The organism is Jiangella sp. DSM 45060, assembly GCF_900105175.1.
Taxonomy (GTDB): Bacteria; Actinomycetota; Actinomycetes; order Jiangellales; family Jiangellaceae; genus Jiangella.
In genome coordinates this window covers 7022586-7040876 of the sequence record NZ_LT629771.1, presented here as the reverse complement: position 1 = coordinate 7040876, position 18291 = coordinate 7022586, and the positions used below count along the sequence as shown (strand labels likewise).

Sequence of the window (18291 nt, the reverse complement as noted above, 5' to 3'; positions counted from 1 at the left end):
CCCGTGAGCCTCTGGTGCGGGCGGGCGCCGACGGCATACGTTGGTGGGATGGAGGACGACGGGAGTCGATCCGAGGCGGCCGGCCGGGCGGCCGCCATCGTCGGTGCCGGTCCGGCCGGGCTGTACGCCCTGGCGGCGCTGGTCCGCGAGGAACGGTTCGACCGCATCGACGTGTTCGAGGCCGCGCCCGCGCCGTACGGCCTGGTCCGCTACGGCGTCGCGCCGGACCATCCGAAGACCCGCAACATCTCCCGGGTGCTGGCCCGCGGCTTCGAGCACACCCGGGTGCGGTTCCTCGGCAACGTGAGCGTGGGCCGCGACGTCACCGTCGACGAACTGCGGGCCGGCTACGACGCCGTCGTGGTGTCCACGGGCATGCTCGGCGACCGCCGGCTGGGCATCCCGGGCGAGGACCTCCCCGGCTCGTACGGCGCGTCCGAGCTGGTCGCCTGGTACACGGGCCACCCCGAGGCGGGCGACGTCTCGCTGCCCGACGGTCTCACCAGTGCGACGGTCATCGGCGCCGGCAACGTCGCCCTCGACATCGCCCGCATCCTCGCCAAGGACGCGACGGCGCTGCGCAGCACGTCCATGCCGCGCTACGTCGTCGACGCGCTGGCCGCCAGCACCGTCACCGACATCCACCTGGTCGCCCGGCGCGGGCCGGCGCAGGCCAAGTTCACCTCGCCCGAGCTGCACGAACTGGGCGCCCTCGACGCCGTCGACCTCGTCGTCGACCCCGCCGACCTCGTGCTCGGCCCGGCCGACGAAGAGGCCGTCGCCCACGACCGTCACGCCAAGGTCACCGTCGACGTCTGCCGCGAGTGGGCCGAGCGCCCGGCCACCGGCGCGCCGCGCCGCATCCACCTGCACTACTGGCGCCGGCCGGCGCGCATCCTCGGCGACGACGCGGTCACCGGCATCGAGCTGGAGCCCACCCGGCCGGGCGGCGAAGCGCTGTCGCTGCCGACGCAGCTGGTCGTGCGGGCCATCGGCTATCACGGCCGGCCGATCCCCGGGCTGCCGTTCGACGAGAGCAGCGGCACCATCCCGTCGCAGGACGGCCGGGTGCTCAACGACGGCGCGACGCTCGCCGGGGTCTACGTCACCGGCTGGCTGCGCCGCGGCCCCACCGGCGTCATCGCGACCAACCGCGGCGACGCCAACGAGGTCGCCGAGTCGGTGCTGGCCGACCTCGACACCCTGCCGGAGCGTCCGTCCGACCCCGACAGCGTCGACAAACTGCTCGCCGAGCGCGGCGTCAGGGTCGTGACGTGGGCCGACTGGCTACGGCTCGAGGCACACGAGAAGGCGACCGGCGACGCCGCGGGCGGTGACCCGATCGTGGTGCACGACCTCGCCACCGCCCTCGAGGTCATCGACGCCGCCGGCTGATCCCGCCGACGGCCAGCGCACCCGCGCCCAGCAGCACGACCGCGCCCCGGCCGGCGTCGGTGCCGGTGTCGGTGCCGCCCAGCTCGGTGCCGATCTCGGTGCCGCCGGTGTCCGTCCCGCCGGTGTCGGTGCCGCCGGTGTCGGTGCCGCCCGTGTCGGTGCCGGAGTCGGTGCCGTCGTCTGTCCCGCCGTCCGTGCCGCCGGTGTCAGTACCACCCGTGTCGGTGCCGCCGGTGTCCGTCCCGCCGGTGTCGGTGCCGCCGGTGTCGGTGCCGGACTCGGTGCCGTCGTCCGTTCCGGGCGGCGGCTCCTCGCCACCCTCGTCGCTGCTCGGCGGCGGCTCCTCGGTCGGCGGCGGCTCCTCCGTCGGGGGCTGCCCGCCCTCGTCGCCGTTCTGGTTGCCGTTGTTGTCGTCCTCGTCCTCGTCGTCGTTGTCAGGACGGTTGGGACGGTTGTTGCTCGGCCGGTCCTCGTCTTCGTTGCCGTTGTCCTCGCGGATGTTCGCGGCGTCTGGGAAGTCCTCCTCGGGCAGCCCCTCGAGCGCGCCCTCCATGAACGCCGTCCACGTGCGGCCCGGGTAGGCGCCGCCGCTGAAGTGGGACATGCCGCCGACGCCGTCGAGCGACTCGGTGCCGTCGCCGCGGAAGTACACGACCGACGCGGCCAGCTGCGGCGTGTAGCCGGCGAACCAGGCCGTCTTGTCGTCGTGGGTGCCGGTCTTCGCCGCGACCGGGCGGTCGAGGTCCTGGGCGGCGTCGGCGGTGCCGTTGTCGACGGTCTCGGTGAGGGCGTAGGTGACGTCGCTGGTGACGTCCTCCTCGTACACCCGCTCCCCGGCCGCCTGGAGCTCGTGGATGACGGCGCCGTCGCGGTCGACGATCTGCTGGACGGTGGTCGTGGTCGAGCGCAGGCCCTGGGCGGCGAGCGTGGCGTAGGAGTTGGCCATGTTCAGCGCCGACACGCCGCCGATGCCGATGGCGATGCGCGGGTTGAGGTTCGCGGACAACTGCTCGTCGTCGGGGAAACCGGCCCGGACCAGGGAGTCGGCCACCTTGTCGGAGCCCAGTTGCAGGGCGACGTCGACGAACGCGGTGTTGACGGAGTTCTCCATGGCGCGTTCGAGCGTGACGTTGCGGCCGTAGTCGCGGTTGCCCTGGTTGTTCACCGGCGGGCCGAGCTCGGGCGGGTCGAACGGCGAGTTGCCCCAGAAGCGGCTGCGCAGCGAGTAGCCGTTCTCCAGCGCCGCGGCCAGCACGAACGGCTTCACCGTGGAACCGGCCTGCGGAATGGCGTCGACGGCGTCGTTGTAGCTCTGCTCGACGGCGTCGGGCCCGCCGTACACCGCCACGACGGCGCCGTCGCCGGGCCGCACCGCCGCGAGGCCGATGCGCACGCCGTCGGCGTCCTCGGTGGGCCGCTCGTCCTGGATCGCCTGGATGGCCGCCGACTGCGCCTGCGTGTTGAACGTCGACGTGACCCGCAGCCCGCCGGTCTCGATCTCCTGCTCGTCGTAGCCCATGGCGACCAGCTCGTTGCGGACCATCATCAGCAGGTAGCCGTTGGGCCCGCCGTACCGGTTGACCTGCTGCTCGGGCAGGATCTCCGGCGGCACCGTGGCGTCGGCGGTGGCTTGGTCGACGGCGCCGGTCGTGACCATGCCGTCGAGCACGTACTGGAACCGCTGCGCGAACCGCTCGGCGTTCTCGGGGCCGAGCGTGGGGTCGTAGCGCGTCGGCGAGCGCAGGATGGCGGCCAGCGCGGCGCTCTGCGCGAGATCGAGATCGGCGACGTCGACGCCGAAGTAGGACCGCGACGCCGTCTGCACGCCGTACGTGCCGCGGCCGAACCAGATGGTGTTGAGGTAGTCGGCCAGGATCTGGTCCTTGTCGACGTCCTGGTCGATCTTCACCGAGATGACCAGCTCGCGCAGCTTCCGCGTGTAGGAGCGGTCCTGGGTGAGGTAGTAGTTCTTGACGTACTGCTGGGTGATGGTCGAGCCGCCGCCGGCGCTGGACGAGCCGGTCAGCGCATCCCAGCCGGCCCGGGCCATGCCGGTGATCGAGAACCCGGAGTTCTCGTAGAAGCTGCGGTCCTCGGCGGCCACGACGGCCTGCTGGAGGGTCTCGGGGATCTCCTCGATGCCGACGATCTCACGGTTCTCGGCGCTGAACCGGCCCAGCTCGGTCTGGCCGTCGTCCCAGTACACGATGGTCGACTCGGACGTGGAGAAGTCGTTCGGCTCGGGCACGTCGATCATCGCGAAGGCGATGCCGATGGCGCCTGCGAACAGCAGGAACATGCCGAGCACGGTGAAGCCGAACACCTTCCAGTTGAAGATGCGGCGCCAGCCGGTCCGCTTCTTGCGGCCGGCTCGATAACGCGGACCGCCCCGGTCGGGGCGGTCGGAGGTGTCGGCGGATTCGGCGTTCTCGGGTTCGGGTTCCGTGCTCATGACGTCTTCGATGGTACGTTGCGCGGTTGGGTCGCTCGTGCCAATGGGAAGACGGCTGGGGCCGCCGTGGAGTTCCGGGCCGCTGGGCGACGCCGATCACACCGTCGGCGCCGCTGCGGCCCGCCCGGGGACGGGCACGGCGCAGCGACGTTCTCCGCCACCCCCGCGAGCGGAGACCACGTCTCGCCGCGCCCTGCCCGCCGACCCGGTATACCCGGTTCGTACCGGAACTGAAACCGAGGCCGGGGTCACATCACTGGGCGTGACCGTGCGCTTTCGCACCGAGCCGGCGCAACGCCTCGGCGACGACGTCGTCCGGCCGGCCCTCGGCCGCGACCCGCACGCCGTCCTCGTCCGGCTGCAGCGGCTCCAGCGTGTCGAGCTGCGACTGCAGCAGGCTCGGCGGCATGAAGTGGCCCTTTCGCCGCCGCATGCGCTCGGCGAGCTCGTCCGGATCGACGTCGAGCTGGACGAACGTGACCCCGCCGGCCGCCTCACGGAGCACGTCGCGGTAGACCCGGCGCAGCGCGGAACAGGTGACGACGGCGGCGCGGCCCTGCGTCGATTCGCTCGTCAGCCAGTCACGCACAGTGGCGAGCCACGGCGCGCGGTCCTCGTCGGTGAGCGGCGTGCCGGCCGCCATCTTGGCGACGTTGGCCGCCGGGTGCATGTCGTCGGCCTCGGCGAACGGCCGGCCGAGCGCGTCGGCCAGCCGGGTCGCGATGGTGGTCTTGCCGGAGCCGGACACACCCATGACGACGATGTGGGGCGGAAGGGTCACGCGGACCAGGGTCGCATGGCCTGGCCCGCTCCAGGTGCGGCGTCCAGACTGGGGACATGACCGACTCCGCGCCGGTGCGCGAACTCCGCCTCGTCGTCACCGTCCCCGACCACGACGCCGCCGTCCACTTCTACCGCGACGTGCTGGGCCTGCCCGAGCTCGCCGACTTCTCCTCCCCCGACGGCAGGGTCATCCTGCTGGGCGCCGGCCGGGCCACCCTCGAGATCGTCGACCAGTCCCAGGCCGAGTTCATCGACCGCGTCGAGGTAGGCTCGCGGGTGGCCGGCCCGATCCGCGTCGCCCTGGAGGTCGACGACTCGGCCGCCACCACCCGGCGCCTCGCCTCCGCCGGCGCCGAGGTGCTGGCCGAGCCGACCCGCACCCCTTGGGACTCCCTCAACTCCCGCCTCGACGCCCCCGGCGGCCTGCAGCTCACCCTCTTCACCGAACTCGGCGACTGACGGCGGGCGGCCGACCTCTCGCCATCGAAGCCGGCGAACGGCAAGTCCGTCCGTCGGCGCGCGCACGTTGTCGGTGCCCGCCCGTAGGGTGGGAAGCCCTCCCAGCCGGGCGGGGACCGTACTCAGCCGAACGCACAGGTCGCCGCGGCATTGCCGAGCCGCATCCCTTCGCCGGCGCGCCACCCCGTCGCCAGGCCAAGGCAGCACCGCGGGCCCGGCCGGGGAACACGGCGGGGCCGCGAGCCGTCGCCAGGCCCGGGCAGCGTCGCAGGGCCGCCGCCACGGCCCCACCCCCAGAGGCGGGGCACGTCGCCCGGCCCCGGGTCAGTCGTCCGCCGCCTCCTTCGAGCGGGCGTAGTGGCGCCGCGCCTTCGCGCGGTTGCCGCAGATCTCCATCGAGTGCCACTTCCGGGCGTTCGCGCGACTGTGGTCGACGAGGAAGTGCTGGCAGTCGGGGTCGGCGCAGGGCCGGATGCGCGACCCGTCCGGCCCCTGCAGCGCGGCCCACTCCTCGACGGCCCGCGCACCCACCTGCCGCCCGTCGGGGACGTCGTCCTGCCAGAGGAGGCCGTCGGGGGTGAGCCGGGCGCTTCGCCGCATGACCGAGACCCACGGGGCCAGTGCCTCCACCGGCGCCTCGCCCCTGATGACCGCGGCCAGGACGGACCGCACCTCGCGGGCATCGGCGATCTCGGCGCGCGTGCCCTGAGCGCCTCGCGACCGCAGCCACTCACGAGCCGCGGCGTCCGAACCCAGCTCGTCGCGCGGACCGTCGGGATAGACGATGCGCGAGTTCACCAGGTCGAGCAGCAACTCCGTCATGCCATCCATTCTAACCCCACCGAGACTGTTGACAGGTTGGAATACCCGTGCTTCGATCGCACTTGTAACCCCCACAAGCATCCGAACCAGTTAGAAGGAGTCCACGTCATGCCGTACATCACCGTCGGAACCGAGAACTCGGCGAACATCGACCTGTACTACGAGGACCACGGCACCGGGCAGCCGGTCGTGCTGATCCACGGCTACCCGCTCGACGGGCATTCCTGGGAGAAGCAGTCGGCCGCCCTGCTCGACGCCGGCTACCGCGTCATCAGCTACGACCGCCGCGGCTTCGGCCGGTCCAGCCAGCCGACCACCGGGTACGACTACGACACCTTCGCCGCCGACCTCAAGACCGTCCTCGACATCCTCGACCTGCGCGACGTCGTGCTCGTCGGGTTCTCGATGGGCACCGGCGAGGTGGGCCGCTACCTGGGCACGTACGGCAGCGAGCGGGTCGCCAAGGCCGCGTTCCTCGCGTCGCTCGAGCCGTTCCTGCTGCAGACCGACGACAACCCGACCGGCGTGCCGGCCGACGTGTTCGCCGGCATCGAGGCTGCCGCCAAGGGCGACCGCTACGCCTGGTTCGACTCGTTCTACGAGAACTTCTACAACCTCGACGAGAACCTCGGCAGCCGCATCGGCGAGGCCGCGGTCCGGGCCAGCTGGAACGTCGCCGCCGGGGCGTCCTGGTACGCCTCGTTCGCCGTGGTGCAGAGCTGGCTGACCGACTTCCGGGCCGACATCGAGAAGGTCGACGTGCCGGCGCTGATCCTGCATGGGACGGCCGACCGGATCCTGCCGATCGACGCGACCGCCCGCGAGTTCGCGAAGCGGCTCCCGGACGCCGACTACGTGGAGATCGAGGGCGCGCCGCACGGCCTGCTCTGGACCCACGCCGACGAGGTCACCGAGGCGCTGCTCGCCTTCCTGCGCAAGTAGTCCGCCGGACGAGGGGCGGCGGGGCCACGGCCCGGCCGCCCCTCGGCGCGTCCGCACTTCGTAGGGTTCGGGACATGAGGCCGGCATGGGTCGCGGGCGCGCTGGGCGCCGTCCTGCTCTGGGGCGAGTACGAGCACTGGCGGGCGTCGCACCGCCGCCTCGGCGACGCACCGGCGGCGCGCGGCAGCGAGGCCGTCGTCGTCCTCGGGTACCGCGACGCCGGACCGCGGGCGAACGCGATGAACCGCTGGCGGGTGCGGGCCGGGCTGCGCTCGCAGCGGCCCGACCTCGGCCCGTCCCGCCTGGTCGTCTGCGGCGGCAGCACCGCCGGGCCGGTGCCCGAGGCGACGCTGATGGCGCGGTACGCACGGGCGGACGCGGCTACGACGGCGACCTGCGGCTCGAGCCGGACAGCCGCACCACCTGGGAGAACATCCGCAACGCTGGCCGCGACCGTCGACGCGCTCCCGCCGCCCCGCTGCTGGCCGACGCCGACCGCATCAAGATCGTGTCGCACCCGCTGCACGCCGAGAAGGGCCGTGAGTACCTGCATCGCGCCTACCCCGAACTGGCCCGCCGCCTGGTCCGCGGCGCCGACTACCGGTTCGGCGAGTGGATCCTGCTCAAGCCCGCCCTGGCCGTGTACGGACGGCGCCGGTTGCGCCGCCTCGACCGCCGGTCGCGATGAGTTCCCTCGTCGGCCCCGGTCTACCCGGTCAGACCGACGAGGAGGAACGGGTATGAGCGCACGGGTGCTGATGGACGGGATCGCGTTCGGCGAGTCGCCGCGCTGGCACGACGGCCGGTTGTGGTTCTCCGACTGGGGCGCCCACCAGGTCATCGCGGTCGACGACGACGGGCGGCACGAGGTGGTGGCGACGGTCGAGTCGTTCCCGATGTGCATCGACTTCCTGCCCGACGGCCGGCTGCTGGTGGTCGACTCCGCTCGGCGCCGGCTGCTGCGGCGCGAGCCGGACGGGTCCCTGGTCGCGCACGCGGACCTCGGCGGGTTCTCCGAGCACCCGTGGAACGACATCGTGGTGACGGCCGGCGGCGACGCCTACGTCAACGGCATCGGGTTCGACTTCCCGGGCGGCGAGTTCGCGCCGGGCCTCGTCGTCCGCGTCACGCCGGACGGCCGGGTCGACCACGTCGCCGGCGGCCTCGCGTTCCCGAACGGCATGGCCGTCACCGCCGACGGCGCCACGCTGATCGTCGCGGAGTCGTACGCGAACCGGCTCACCGCGTTCCCCATCGAGGACGACGGCACGCTCGGCGACCGGCGCGTCTGGGCAGACACCCCCGGCGATCACCCCGACGGCATCTGCGTCGACGCCGAGGGCGCGGTCTGGTACGCCGACGTCGGCCGCCAGCACTGCGTCCGGGTCCGCGAGGGCGGCGAGGTGCTGGCCGCCATCGACTTCGGCCGCGGCGCGTTCGCCTGCGCCCTCAGCCGCGGCGCCGACCCCCAGCTGTACGTCGTCGGGCAGGACTTCACCGACCCGCCGTCGCCCGAACCCACCGGCCGGTTGGTCGCCTACCCGGCGCCCGCCCCGGGCGCCGGGCGCCCCTGAGCTCAGCCCCCTGGCCGGGACGCGACCAGACCGAGCAGCGACGGGACCGGCTCGTCGCCGTCGTCCTCGGCGGTCTCGCGCAGCACGAGCCCCGCGCCGATCACGGCGTTCAGCAGCGCGGGCAGCGGGACGTTGACGACGCCGACGCGGGATCGGATGCCGTCGCCGAGCAGCGGGTGCGCCTCGACCCGCTCGTGCCTGCGGTACCCGGGATGGACGGTGCAGGCGCCGTGATCGTCGCGCTCGACGAACGCGCCGCCGAAGCAGGGGTGCCCGGCGACCACCACGAGCCGGCCGCCGGGACGGAGTACCCGGTGGACCTCGGCGAACACCGGCGGCAGCGCGTCGAAGTCGGTCGTCGTCATGATCGTCGCGACGGCGTCGACGGACCGGTCGTCGAGCGGGAGGTCGTCGGCGCTCGCGACCACGGCGGTGACGCCGGCCCGGCGGGCCAGCTCGACCTGCCGGGCGGAGATGTCGGCGCCGATCACCCGCCAGCCCAGGCCGGTCAGTGCCGGGACGTGGGCGCCGCCGCCACAGCCGAGGTCGAGGCAGAGCCGGCCGTCGCCGGGGCCGAGCAGGCGATCCAGCAGGCGGTCAGCCGCACGGGCGACCGTCTGTCCAACCCCGCGGGTGACGTAGCCGGCGTACCACTGTGCGAACTCGTCGTAGCGCTGTCCCATGCCCTCACTCGATCAGACCTCGCGGCGCTGGGCCTACCCATTTATCGCTCGAACCCGAGGTGGACGTGGTCGCGGTGCAGGTCGTCGGCGAAGTGCTGGCCGCCGGGGCCGTCCGGGTCCACCGGGCCGCCGATCTCGTCGCTGCCGGTGGCCCGCACCGCCGCCAGGAAGTCGAGCAGGAACGGCTCGTCCTTCGCCATCGACACGACCGGCCGGTCGTCGACGGCCCAGATGTCGACGGCGCGGCCGCGGGTGTGGTTGCTGGTGCGGCCGGTGCCGAAGACGTTCTCCGGGTGGCCGGCCCGGAACACCGAGACCGCCAGCCGGTACGTCCCGGCCAGCTCCAGCAGCGCCGCGACCACCCGTGCGTCGACGACACCGGCGGCGAGGTCGGCGACCGCGGCCTCCGGCAGCTGGACCCGGCCACCGGCGGCCAGCTCGGCGGCCGGTCCGGTCAGCGCGGCGGCCGCCTCCGGTGCCGGCGCGACGGGGCGCAGCTCGGCCACCGTCCACGCGCCGCCGGAGCGCCGCAGCCGGACCTCCGCCGTCACCACCCGCTCCCGCAGCGTCGTGCCGTCGGCCCAGGTCTGCCGGACGACCGCCATGATGCTCGCGGTGCTGCTCTCCAGCCCGCCGTACTGCGGGTAGACGATCCGTGCGACGGCGGGCGCGGCGGGCGGCAGCAGCGGGCCCGCGGTCGCGGCGAGCGCGGGGTCGGCGCCCGCGGCGGTCAGCCGGTCGGCCGCGGGGACGACGGCGACGCCTCCGGGCACGGTGCCCAGCGCCTCCAGCACCCGCGCCGCCGCCACCTTGACCTCCGGCGAGATCTCCGCGGCGCCCGGCTGCCAGGGGACGGACGCCGGCAGGGCGGGCACGGCCGGTCCCTCCGGCTGTTTGCGGACCGGCCGCGGCAGCGACCGCCCGGCACGCGGCGGCGACGGCGACGGCTCGTCGACCCCGCAGGCCGCGGCGACGACACCGGCCGCCGCGACGAGGAAGCCGCGGCGCCCGACGCTGCGACCGGTCATCGAGCCCGCACGAACCGCGGGTCGATCCGATACGTGTGCACCCCGTCGCCGTCGCGGTCGACGTGGTCGCCGACGCGCCGCCAGCCGGACCGCTCGTAGAACCCGGCCGCGCCGCGGGCGCCCGCCTTCGTCACCAGCTCGACGCGCTCGACGCCGGCCGCCGCGACGATCGAGAGGAAGGCGTCGGTCAGGCCCGTGCCGATGGACCGGCCCCGGTGCTCCCGCGCGACGACGATCGCCTCGAGCACGGCGATCGCGCCGAAGCCCGCCTCCGGAACGGGTCCCGCCCCGGCCACCCGGGCCGGCGCCGCACCCCGTCCGAGCAGCCGCTGCGCGTACCGCAGCCCGCGCGACCGGACGAACCCGGCGGCCAGCACCGGCCGGGTGAGCAGCGCCCGCAGCCCGGCCAGCGCCAGCTCACGGCGGCGGTGGCCGATGATCCAGGCGACGTTGGCCGGCCGGTCGGTGCTGCCGAGCGCGAACCCCACGACCTCGCCACCGCGCACCGCGACCAGCACGACGCCGTACGGCGAGACCAGGTGGGCGCGGTGCCAGCGCCGGACGAAGCCGTCGCCGAACCGCGGGAACAGGCCGTGCGGCAACTCCGTCACGTGCAGCGCGGCGGTCGCGTGCAGGTCGTCCTCGCCCGCCGGCCGGATCTCGATCTGGTCGTCACCGCTCATCGTCAGCCCTTCCGCGGCCGAGCCGGGCACCCGGCCACGACATCCATCGTTCGGCGGGAATCTCAGAGGAACCTCAGAGCACCCGTGCGAGCATCGAGGCATGACAGGCGACCAGGACCGGGCGTTGTTGCTGGTCGAGGACGACGCCAAACTGGCGGCGCTGCTGGACCGGCTGTTCACCGGCGAGGGCTACGCGGTCGACGTCGCCCACGACGGCCAGGCCGGCCTGCACCGCGCGCTGACCAGTCAGTACGCCGTCATGGTCATCGACCGCGGGCTGCCCGCCATCGAGGGCGTCGACCTCGTCCGCAAGCTGCGCGCGCAGGGCGTCACGACGCCGATCCTGGTGCTGACCGCGCGCGGCACCACCGAGGACCGCGTCGAGGGCCTCGACGCCGGCGCCGAGGACTACGTCGTCAAGCCGTTCGAGATCGACGAGCTGCTGGCCCGGCTGCGCGCGCTGCTGCGCCGGCACACCGACTCGTCGACGCGACTGGAGCTCGGCGAGCGCTACCTCGACGTCACCGCGCGGCGGGTGCTCGGCGGCGGGTCCGGTCCGATCGAGCTGTCCGGCCGCGAGAACGAGCTGCTGCAGCTGTTCGCCGCCCATCCGGCGCAGGTGTTCACCCGCGACGAGCTGCGCCGGCTGGTGTTCCAGGACGCCGACAGCCCCGGCGCCGTCGACACCTACGTCTACTACTTGCGCCGCAAACTCGGGCGGGACGTCATCCGCACCGTCCACGGCCTCGGCTACCGCATGGGGTCGGCGTGAGCCCGCGCCGAGGCGGCGCCGAGCACCGCCCGCCGTCCGCACCGGCCGACCGGCGGCTGCTGCGCCGGGCGTCACTGGTCGTCGCGGCCCAGACGGCCGTCGCGGTCGCGCTGGTCATCGGCGTGCTCGTCGCCCTGGTCTACTCGATCAGCGGGCAGGAGCGGATCTCCGCCACCGACCACAAGCTGGAGGCGAAGCTCGCGGAGTCGGCGCCGGGCGAGACGATCGTCGACGGCGCGCCCGAGGGCTGCCCCGAGGACGAGGTCCGAGCGGCCGTCGACGCGCGGGGCGCCGGCACGCACCGGTTCGAGGTGTGCGACACCCCGTTCCTCGCCCACGTCGAGGAGACCGGCGGCGACCGCGTCGCCGCGGCGACCAACTTCACCGAACAGCAGGAGGAGACCGAGCGGCTGGCCCGGCTGTCGATCCTGGTCGGCGCCGTCGGTGTGCTGGCCGCGGCCGGGCTGGGCTGGCTGGTGGCGCGGCGCGCCGTCCGCCCGCTCGGTGACGCGCTGACGTCGCAGCGCCGCTTCGTCGCCGAGGCCAGCCACGAGCTGCGCACCCCGCTGGCTATCCTGCACACCCGCGCCCAGCTGCTGCAACGCCGTCCCGTCGGCGACGACGACCAGCGGCAGGAGATCGACCAACTGGTCGACGACGCCCGCGTGCTCAACGACATCGTCAACGACCTGCTGCTGTCGGCGGAGATGCAGTTCCGTCCCGAGTCGCGGCAGCCGGTCGACCTCGCCCGGGTCGCGACGGAGGTCAAGGACTCGTTCTCCGCCACCGCCGACGACGCCGGCGTCGACCTCGTCGTCGACAGCGACCCCGCCGAGTCGCACGTCGTCACCGGCGTGCCGAGCGCGCTGCGCCGGGCCGTCGCCGCCCTCGTCGACAACTCGATGGACCACGTCGCCCGCGGCGGCACCATCACGCTCGGTCTGTCCGGGTCCGGCGGCACCGTCCGCATCAGCGTCATCGACGACGGCGACGGCCTCGACCCCGAGCTGGCCGCCCAGCTCACACAGCGGTTCCGCCGCGGCTCCGGCGGCAACGGCCACCACCCGCGGCTCGGACTCGGGCTGGCTCTGGTGGACGAGATCGTGCACGCCCACGACGGCACCCTCGCGATCGACGGACGTCCTGGTGACGGCGCCATCGTCACCCTCACCTTCCCCGCCGCGCCCTGAGCCCGTCGCGCCCGCTGCGTACCCCATGCGGCGTTTCGGGCGATCGGCACCGGGTACATTTCGGGTTGCGACGGAACCTCGATCTCGACGGATCCGTTCTCGCAGCAGCGACGTCACAGCTGTGACGCCTCGGCCGGGCACGGCCGCGATCACCAGAAGGGTGCCCCTTTGATGACCACGGCCATGGAGACTCCGGCTGCGCGCGGAACCGCCCGCGACCGGCATGTCAGCACGTACGCCGAGCTGTCCAAACTCGTCCAGGCGGCGGGGCTGCTGAAGCGCCGCTACGCCTACTACTGGACGCTCATGCTCGGCACCGTTGCGGCGTTCGCCGCCATCTGGGTCGGCTTCGCCCTGCTCGGCGACTCCTGGTACCAGCTGCTGCTGGCCGCCGCGCTCGCCGTCGTGCTGGCCCAGTTCGGCTTCATCGGGCACGAGGGCTCGCACCGGCAGATCTTCGCGTCGCACCGCTGGAACGAGTGGACCGGACGCGTCATCTCGGGCCTGTTCACCGGGCTCAGCTACAGCTGGTGGATGCGCAAGCACACCCGCCACCACCTGAACCCGAACAAGGAGGGCGCCGACCCCGACATCGCGCCGGGTGTCCTCGCGTTCTCACCGGCGGCGCTGGCGCAGCGCGGGCCGGTCGGGCGCTGGTTCGCGAACCGCCAGGGCTGGTTCTTCTTCCCGTTGCTGCTGCTCGAGGGCCTCGCGCTGCACGTGCACAGCATCCAGAACATCGCCCGCCGCGAGCGCCTCGAGCACCGCTGGGTCGAGATCCTGTTCGTCACCGTCCGCCTCGGCGGCTACCTGGCGGCGCTGTTCATCGTGCTGCCGCCGGGCAAGGCCATCGCGTTCTTCTGCGTCCAGATGGGGTTGTTCGGCGTGCTCCTCGGCGGCGCGTTCGCACCGAACCACAAGGGCATGCCGATCGTCCCCGCCTCGATGAAGATCGACTTCCTGCGCCGGCAGGTGCTCATGTCGCGCAACATCAAGGGCGGCCCCGTCGTCGACCTCGCCATGGGCGGCCTCAACTACCAGGTCGAGCACCACCTGTTCCCGAGCATGCCCCGCCCCAACCTGCGCCGCGTGCAGCCGATCGTGCGCGAGTTCTGCGAGCGCCACGGCGTGGCCTACACCGAGACGTCGCTGATCGGCTCCTACAAGATCGTCGTCCAGTACCTCAACGACGTCGGGCTGAAGGCGCGCGACCCGTTCGAGTGCCCCCTCACGGCGCAGTACAGGACCTGAGGGGGTGTCTCCCGGGTCCGTGGCCTACTGCGCGGCGTCCAGGCGGCGCCTCGCTGCGTTCTCGTCAGTCGCCATAGGCACCGCTATGTCTCCTTCCTCGGCCTTGCGAGGCATCCACCTGGACGCCGCTCGCTACGGCCGAGACCCGGGAGACACCCCCTAGCCGACCCAGTGGTTGTCGTGGCGGAGGTAGAACGCGGCGCGCTCCTGGTCGCTCAGCTCCAGCCCCTTCGACACCGCGGCCAGCGTCTCGAAGTAGTCCTCGCGCGGCGCGCCCGGCGTGAACATCAGCAGCATCGACGCCGGGTCGCCGAGGACGTTCTTGAAGCCGTGCACGCCGCCAGGCGGCACGTGCAGGAAGTCGCCCGGGCCGGCCTCCACCCAGCCGGTGCCGTCGTAGAGGCTGACCGCGCCGGTGAGCACGTAGAACGACTCGGTGATGGTGCGGTGGAAGTGCGGCCCGGGCCCGGACTGGCCGGGGCCGAAGGTCCACCGGTAGAGCCCGAAGTCGCCGCCGGTGGAGGCGCCGGTGGCCAGGTAGTCGACCGTCACACCGGACGCGTACGTCACCTCCGGCGGCTCGTCGGCGCGGCGCAATCGCACGTCCACCTCGCCGTTCGCACCGTCGTAGCGGCTGGGCGGATAGGGCGGGAGACTCATCGCGTTCCTCCGATCGCAGCAGAACCCGGTTGGTGGCCGGGCACCCGATAAGGCACACTAGGCACCGACGGGACGACATGACACGTCCCCGAGGTCGAGTGCGTAGCGCCGATGCCGGCGCAGGTTCCCCCTTCCAGATGAGCGGGCGTCCCCATCGTGACCGGCCACTCCCTCTACGTCCTGGAAGGACGTCCGTGCCCACCGACACCCGCACCTCGCGGGGCGACGGCGCTCGTCGCCGCCCCCGCAACCGGAACCGCCGCCCTGCCGTGGCGGCCGCCGCCCATCCCCAGTTCGCCCCCGACACCACGGTCGCGGCCGCGCCGCCGGCCGTCGACGACCGGTCGTTCGCCGAGCTCGGCGTTCCCGCGGCGATCGTCACGGCTCTCGCCGCCAACGGCGTCACCACCCCGTTCCCGATCCAGGCGGCCACGCTGCCCGACACCCTGGCCGGCCATGACGTGCTCGGCCGCGGCCAGACGGGGTCGGGCAAGACCATCGCCTTCTCGGTCCCGACGGTCACCCGGCTGGTCGCCTCGCGCACCGGCCGCCAGGCCCGGCGGCCGCGCGCACTCGTCCTCGTGCCGACCCGCGAGCTGGCCAACCAGGTGGCCGCGACGATGGCGCCGCTGGCCACGGCCACCGGCCTGCGCATCGCCACCGTGTTCGGCGGAGTGGGGCAGGGCCCGCAGGTCAAGTCGCTCAGGAACGGCGTCGACGTCCTCATCGCCTGCCCCGGCCGGCTCGAGGATCTCATCGCGCAGGGCCACTGCGACCTCGGCGCCGTCGAGATCACCGTCCTGGACGAGGCCGACCACATGGCCGACCTCGGCTTCCTCCCGGCGGTCCGGCGACTGCTCGACGCCACGCCGCGCGGCGGCCAGCGGCTGCTGTTCTCGGCGACGCTCGACAACGGCGTCGACACGCTCGTGCGCCGCTACCTCACCAACCCGGTCCTGCACTCGACGGCGCCGGCCGTCGCGCACGTCTCGACCATGGACCACCACGTCCTGGCGGTCGAGGCGGCCGACAAGGGCGTGGTGGTGCGGGAGCTGGCGTCGGGGCAGGGGCGCACGCTGCTGTTCGCCCGCACCAAGCACGGCGCCAAGAAGCTGGCCAAGGTGCTCTCGGCGGCCGGCATCCCCGCCGTCGACCTGCACGGCAACCTCAGCCAGGGCGCACGGCAGCGCAACCTCGCCGCGTTCTCCGAGGGGACGACGCGCGTGCTGGTCGCCACCGACATCGCCGCCCGCGGCATCCACGTCGACGACATCGGCCTGGTGGTCCACGTCGACCCGCCGGCCGAGCACAAGGCGTACCTGCACCGCTCCGGCCGCACGGCCCGCGCCGGGGCCGGCGGCACCGTCGTCACGGTCATGACGCACGACCAGACCGGCGACGTGCGCACGCTGACCCGCCAGGCCGGCATCACGCCGACGATCACCCGGGTCGGCCCGGGGCACCCGGCCATCGCGGAGCTCACCGGGCCGGCGGCCCCGCTGGTCACTCCCCCGAAGCCGGCACCGTCCGCGGCGGACCAGCCGGCACATGGACAGGCCGGCGGGCAGGCTGGACGGGGACGGCCGCGACGCCGCCGGGGCGGCTCGGGTCGTGGTCGCGACGGTGCGGCGGCCGAGCCGAGCGCCACCACCTCCACCGCCGGCACGCAGGGCGCCACGACGGCGAACCGGCGCGGTCGCGGGCGGGGCGGACGTGGCCGCGGCGGCGCCGCGTCCACGTCGGCCGACTCCTTCTCGGCCTCGCTGCGCCGCCGCTGACAGCGCACCGGCGGCGCGCTACTTCTTCGCGCCGCCGGTGAACGGCGCCTCGCCGGGCTTCGACGCCCGGAACCGCAAAGCCGACCACACGTCGTCGATGGCGACCTGCCCGTTCGGCCGCAGCCCGAACTCGACGGCGATCGGCCAGAGCGTGTCGCGGTTGATGTCCGACCGCCCGCCCTTCGGGTAGGCGATCCAGACCACCGGCGGCGCCGTCACGGTGTCGCGGTGCGCCGTGAGCACGCTGCGCGCCGACGCCGCGTCGTCAGCGAAGACGACCGCCACTCCGGCCTCGGCCGGGCCGTCGACGACGGTGACGCCGGCGGGCAGCGGGTCGAGCAGGTCGTGCCGGTCCGAGTGCGACACCCACACCGACGTGCCGGGCTTGACCAGCAGCTTCTCGGCGACGGTCTTGGTGCTCATCGGGTTCTCCGCTTCTGCCGCGACGCGGCACTCGTGCACTGTCTCGGAACTCCTCCAGTGTCGTACCGACAAATACTCTTGTCAAGGACCGTGAGCTTGTCGGTGATGCGGCCCACTTGACAGGGCGATGTCGCGGGTGTTTCTTTATGACTAACTTTAGTCCCGAAGGAAGTGCCGATGCCCGTTCCCCGCGGCGACCTCACCCGCTCGGCCGTGCTGGCCGCGCTGGGCACGTCCGGCCCGCTGAGCAGGACCGACATCGCCCGCACGCTGGGCGTCAGCCCGGCCACCGTCACCCAGGTCGTCAAGGACCTGGTGGCCCGCGGCCTGGTCGCGGAGGTCGAGCACCGGCCGTCCCGCGGCGGACGTCCCGCCGTGCTGCTGGGGCTGGTCGGCTCGGCAGGGCGGGCGCTGGGCGCCAAGGTCGCCGCCAACCATGTCGCCGTCGTGGACGTCGAGCTCGACGGCCGGGTACGGCAGTCGTGGGAGTGGCCGTTCGACGCGATGGCGGCCGACGCGCCGGACCGGCTGGTCGACCTGCTCCGGCCGCTGGTCGAGGCGCCCTCGGATGACGACGCGCCGATCCTGGGCATCGGCATCGGCGTCCCCGGCTCGGTCGACGACCAGGAGGCGGGCGCCGTCGACGCGCCGACGCTGGGCTGGCGGCGGCTCGGCCTCGGCGCCCGGCTGCGCGCGGCGCTGCCCGTCCCCGTCCTCGTCGAGAACGACGTCAACGCGCTGGCCGTCGCGGAGCGGCTGTACGGCCGCGGCCGCGAGCACCGGAACTTCCTCGTCGTGACGATCGGCCGCGGCGTCGGCGCCGGGCTGGTCGTCGACGGCAGCGTGTACCGCGGCGCGGGCGGCGGCGCCGGCGAGTTCGGCCATTTCCCGGTCCAGCCCGACGGCCCGCGCTGCTCGTGCGGCAACACCGGCTGCCTGGAGGCGTCGGTGGGCCAGGACGGCCTGCAGCGTGCCGCGGCCGAGGCCGGTCTCGACGCCCCCGACGCGACGATCTTCGCGGCGGCCGGCGAGCTGTTCGGCCGTGGCGTCGCCGGCCTGATCAACGTCATGGACCCCGAGGTCGTGATCGTGCTCGGCGAGGGCACCCGCGCGTGGGAGCACTGGCGGCCGGGTTTCGAGCCGAGCCTGCGCGCCCACCTCATGCCGTCGCGCCGGGGCGTGCCCGTCGTCGTCGAGTCCTGGGACGACACCTCGTGGGCTCTGGGCGCGGCCGCGCTGGTGCTCGCCACCCCGTACGACGCGGCCGGCGCGACCGGCGGTCAGGGCGAACTGGTCCGAGCCCGGCTCGGCGGCGCGCTGGCCGGAGACCTGCCGTGACCACGACGACGACCAGCCGGCCCGCCGTCACGCCCACGCGGAAGCGGCCGCGTCGCCG

The 18291-nt window shown here is 73.7% G+C and carries 18 protein-coding genes; 10 read left to right on the top strand and 8 right to left on the bottom strand.

Annotated elements, in window-relative coordinates; genetic code table 11:
- Nucleotides 1-48: 48 nt before the first annotated feature.
- The gene (locus BLU82_RS31850) at nt 49-1395 is read left to right on the top strand and encodes an FAD-dependent oxidoreductase (protein WP_092624820.1); all 1347 of its coding nucleotides are present in this window, start codon (nt 49-51) and stop codon (nt 1393-1395) included.
- Here BLU82_RS31850 and BLU82_RS31845 read toward each other — a convergent pair.
- Both BLU82_RS31845 and BLU82_RS31840 read right to left on the bottom strand, forming a co-directional pair.
- Complete coding sequence (locus BLU82_RS31845) at nt 1376-3847, bottom strand: transglycosylase domain-containing protein (RefSeq protein WP_092624819.1); 2472 nt, start codon at nt 3845-3847, stop codon at nt 1376-1378. The genes BLU82_RS31850 and BLU82_RS31845 overlap by 20 nt on opposite strands.
- Before the next feature lie 253 nt (nt 3848-4100).
- Complete coding sequence (locus BLU82_RS31840; protein WP_092624818.1) at nt 4101-4601, bottom strand: gluconokinase; 501 nt, start codon at nt 4599-4601, stop codon at nt 4101-4103.
- Nucleotides 4602-4684: 83 nt separating this feature from the next.
- Here BLU82_RS31840 and BLU82_RS31835 point away from each other — a divergent pair, with 83 nt between their 5' ends.
- The gene (locus BLU82_RS31835; RefSeq protein ID WP_092624817.1) at nt 4685-5089 is read left to right on the top strand and encodes a VOC family protein; all 405 of its coding nucleotides are present in this window, start codon (nt 4685-4687) and stop codon (nt 5087-5089) included.
- Between the two features lie 324 nt (nt 5090-5413).
- Here the strand turns inward: BLU82_RS31835 and BLU82_RS35870 are convergent, their stop codons facing one another.
- Nucleotides 5414-5911 carry a CGNR zinc finger domain-containing protein gene (locus BLU82_RS35870; RefSeq protein ID WP_172885747.1) on the bottom strand — a complete coding sequence of 166 codons (498 nt, stop codon included), beginning with the start codon at nt 5909-5911 and terminating at the stop codon, nt 5414-5416.
- Nucleotides 5912-6019: 108 nt separating this feature from the next.
- Here BLU82_RS35870 and BLU82_RS31825 point away from each other — a divergent pair, with 108 nt between their 5' ends.
- The 3 genes from BLU82_RS31825 (at nt 6020) to BLU82_RS31815 (ending at nt 8427) form a co-directional block, all read left to right on the top strand.
- Entirely contained in the window at nt 6020-6853 is an 834-nt protein-coding gene (locus BLU82_RS31825) for an alpha/beta fold hydrolase (protein ID WP_092624815.1), read from the top strand.
- A 508-nt stretch (nt 6854-7361) separates the two neighbouring features.
- Nucleotides 7362-7541, top strand: a complete 180-nt coding sequence (locus BLU82_RS35365) for a hypothetical protein (protein ID WP_197682602.1) — start codon at nt 7362-7364, stop codon at nt 7539-7541.
- A gap of 52 nt (nt 7542-7593) precedes the next feature.
- Nucleotides 7594-8427, top strand: a complete 834-nt coding sequence (locus BLU82_RS31815; RefSeq protein ID WP_092624814.1) for an SMP-30/gluconolactonase/LRE family protein — start codon at nt 7594-7596, stop codon at nt 8425-8427.
- A gap of 2 nt (nt 8428-8429) precedes the next feature.
- Here BLU82_RS31815 and BLU82_RS31810 read toward each other — a convergent pair whose 3' ends face one another.
- From BLU82_RS31810 to BLU82_RS31800, 3 genes are read right to left on the bottom strand one after another with little or no spacing between them, the layout of a single operon-like run.
- Nucleotides 8430-9110 (bottom strand): class I SAM-dependent methyltransferase, encoded by a 681-nt coding sequence (locus BLU82_RS31810; protein WP_092624813.1) that lies wholly within the window; start codon nt 9108-9110, stop codon nt 8430-8432.
- Between the two features lie 41 nt (nt 9111-9151).
- On the bottom strand, nt 9152-10138 hold the full coding sequence (locus tag BLU82_RS31805; protein WP_092624812.1) for a hypothetical protein: 987 nt from the start codon (nt 10136-10138) through the stop codon (nt 9152-9154).
- On the bottom strand, nt 10135-10821 hold the full coding sequence (locus tag BLU82_RS31800; RefSeq protein WP_092626653.1) for a GNAT family N-acetyltransferase: 687 nt from the start codon (nt 10819-10821) through the stop codon (nt 10135-10137). Before BLU82_RS31800 ends, BLU82_RS31805 begins: the two co-directional genes overlap by 4 nt.
- Before the next feature lie 100 nt (nt 10822-10921).
- Between BLU82_RS31800 and BLU82_RS31795 the strand changes: the two genes are divergently transcribed.
- The 3 genes from BLU82_RS31795 (at nt 10922) to BLU82_RS31785 (ending at nt 14034) form a co-directional block, all read left to right on the top strand.
- Nucleotides 10922-11593, top strand: a complete 672-nt coding sequence (locus BLU82_RS31795; protein WP_092624811.1) for a response regulator transcription factor — start codon at nt 10922-10924, stop codon at nt 11591-11593.
- A complete protein-coding gene (locus BLU82_RS31790; RefSeq protein WP_092624810.1) occupies nt 11590-12783 on the top strand; it encodes a HAMP domain-containing sensor histidine kinase in 1194 nt (397 codons plus the stop codon). The genes BLU82_RS31795 and BLU82_RS31790 overlap by 4 nt, the downstream gene beginning before the upstream one ends.
- Nucleotides 12784-12954: 171 nt before the next feature.
- The gene (locus tag BLU82_RS31785) at nt 12955-14034 is read left to right on the top strand and encodes an acyl-CoA desaturase (protein ID WP_092624809.1); all 1080 of its coding nucleotides are present in this window, start codon (nt 12955-12957) and stop codon (nt 14032-14034) included.
- 159 nt (nt 14035-14193) lie between these two features.
- Here the strand turns inward: BLU82_RS31785 and BLU82_RS31780 are convergent, their stop codons facing one another.
- A complete protein-coding gene (locus tag BLU82_RS31780; protein WP_092624808.1) occupies nt 14194-14694 on the bottom strand; it encodes a cupin domain-containing protein in 501 nt (166 codons plus the stop codon).
- Nucleotides 14695-14831: 137 nt separating this feature from the next.
- Between BLU82_RS31780 and BLU82_RS31775 the strand changes: the two genes are divergently transcribed.
- The gene (locus tag BLU82_RS31775; RefSeq protein WP_092624807.1) at nt 14832-16472 is read left to right on the top strand and encodes a DEAD/DEAH box helicase; all 1641 of its coding nucleotides are present in this window, start codon (nt 14832-14834) and stop codon (nt 16470-16472) included.
- Between the two features lie 18 nt (nt 16473-16490).
- Here the strand turns inward: BLU82_RS31775 and BLU82_RS31770 are convergent, their stop codons facing one another.
- The gene (locus BLU82_RS31770; protein WP_092624806.1) at nt 16491-16895 is read right to left on the bottom strand and encodes a hypothetical protein; all 405 of its coding nucleotides are present in this window, start codon (nt 16893-16895) and stop codon (nt 16491-16493) included.
- A 177-nt stretch (nt 16896-17072) separates the two neighbouring features.
- On the opposite strand from BLU82_RS31770, the gene BLU82_RS31765 reads away from it, so the two are divergent.
- On the top strand, nt 17073-18233 hold the full coding sequence (locus BLU82_RS31765) for an ROK family transcriptional regulator (protein ID WP_092624805.1): 1161 nt from the start codon (nt 17073-17075) through the stop codon (nt 18231-18233).
- Nucleotides 18234-18291: the final 58 nt, after the last annotated feature.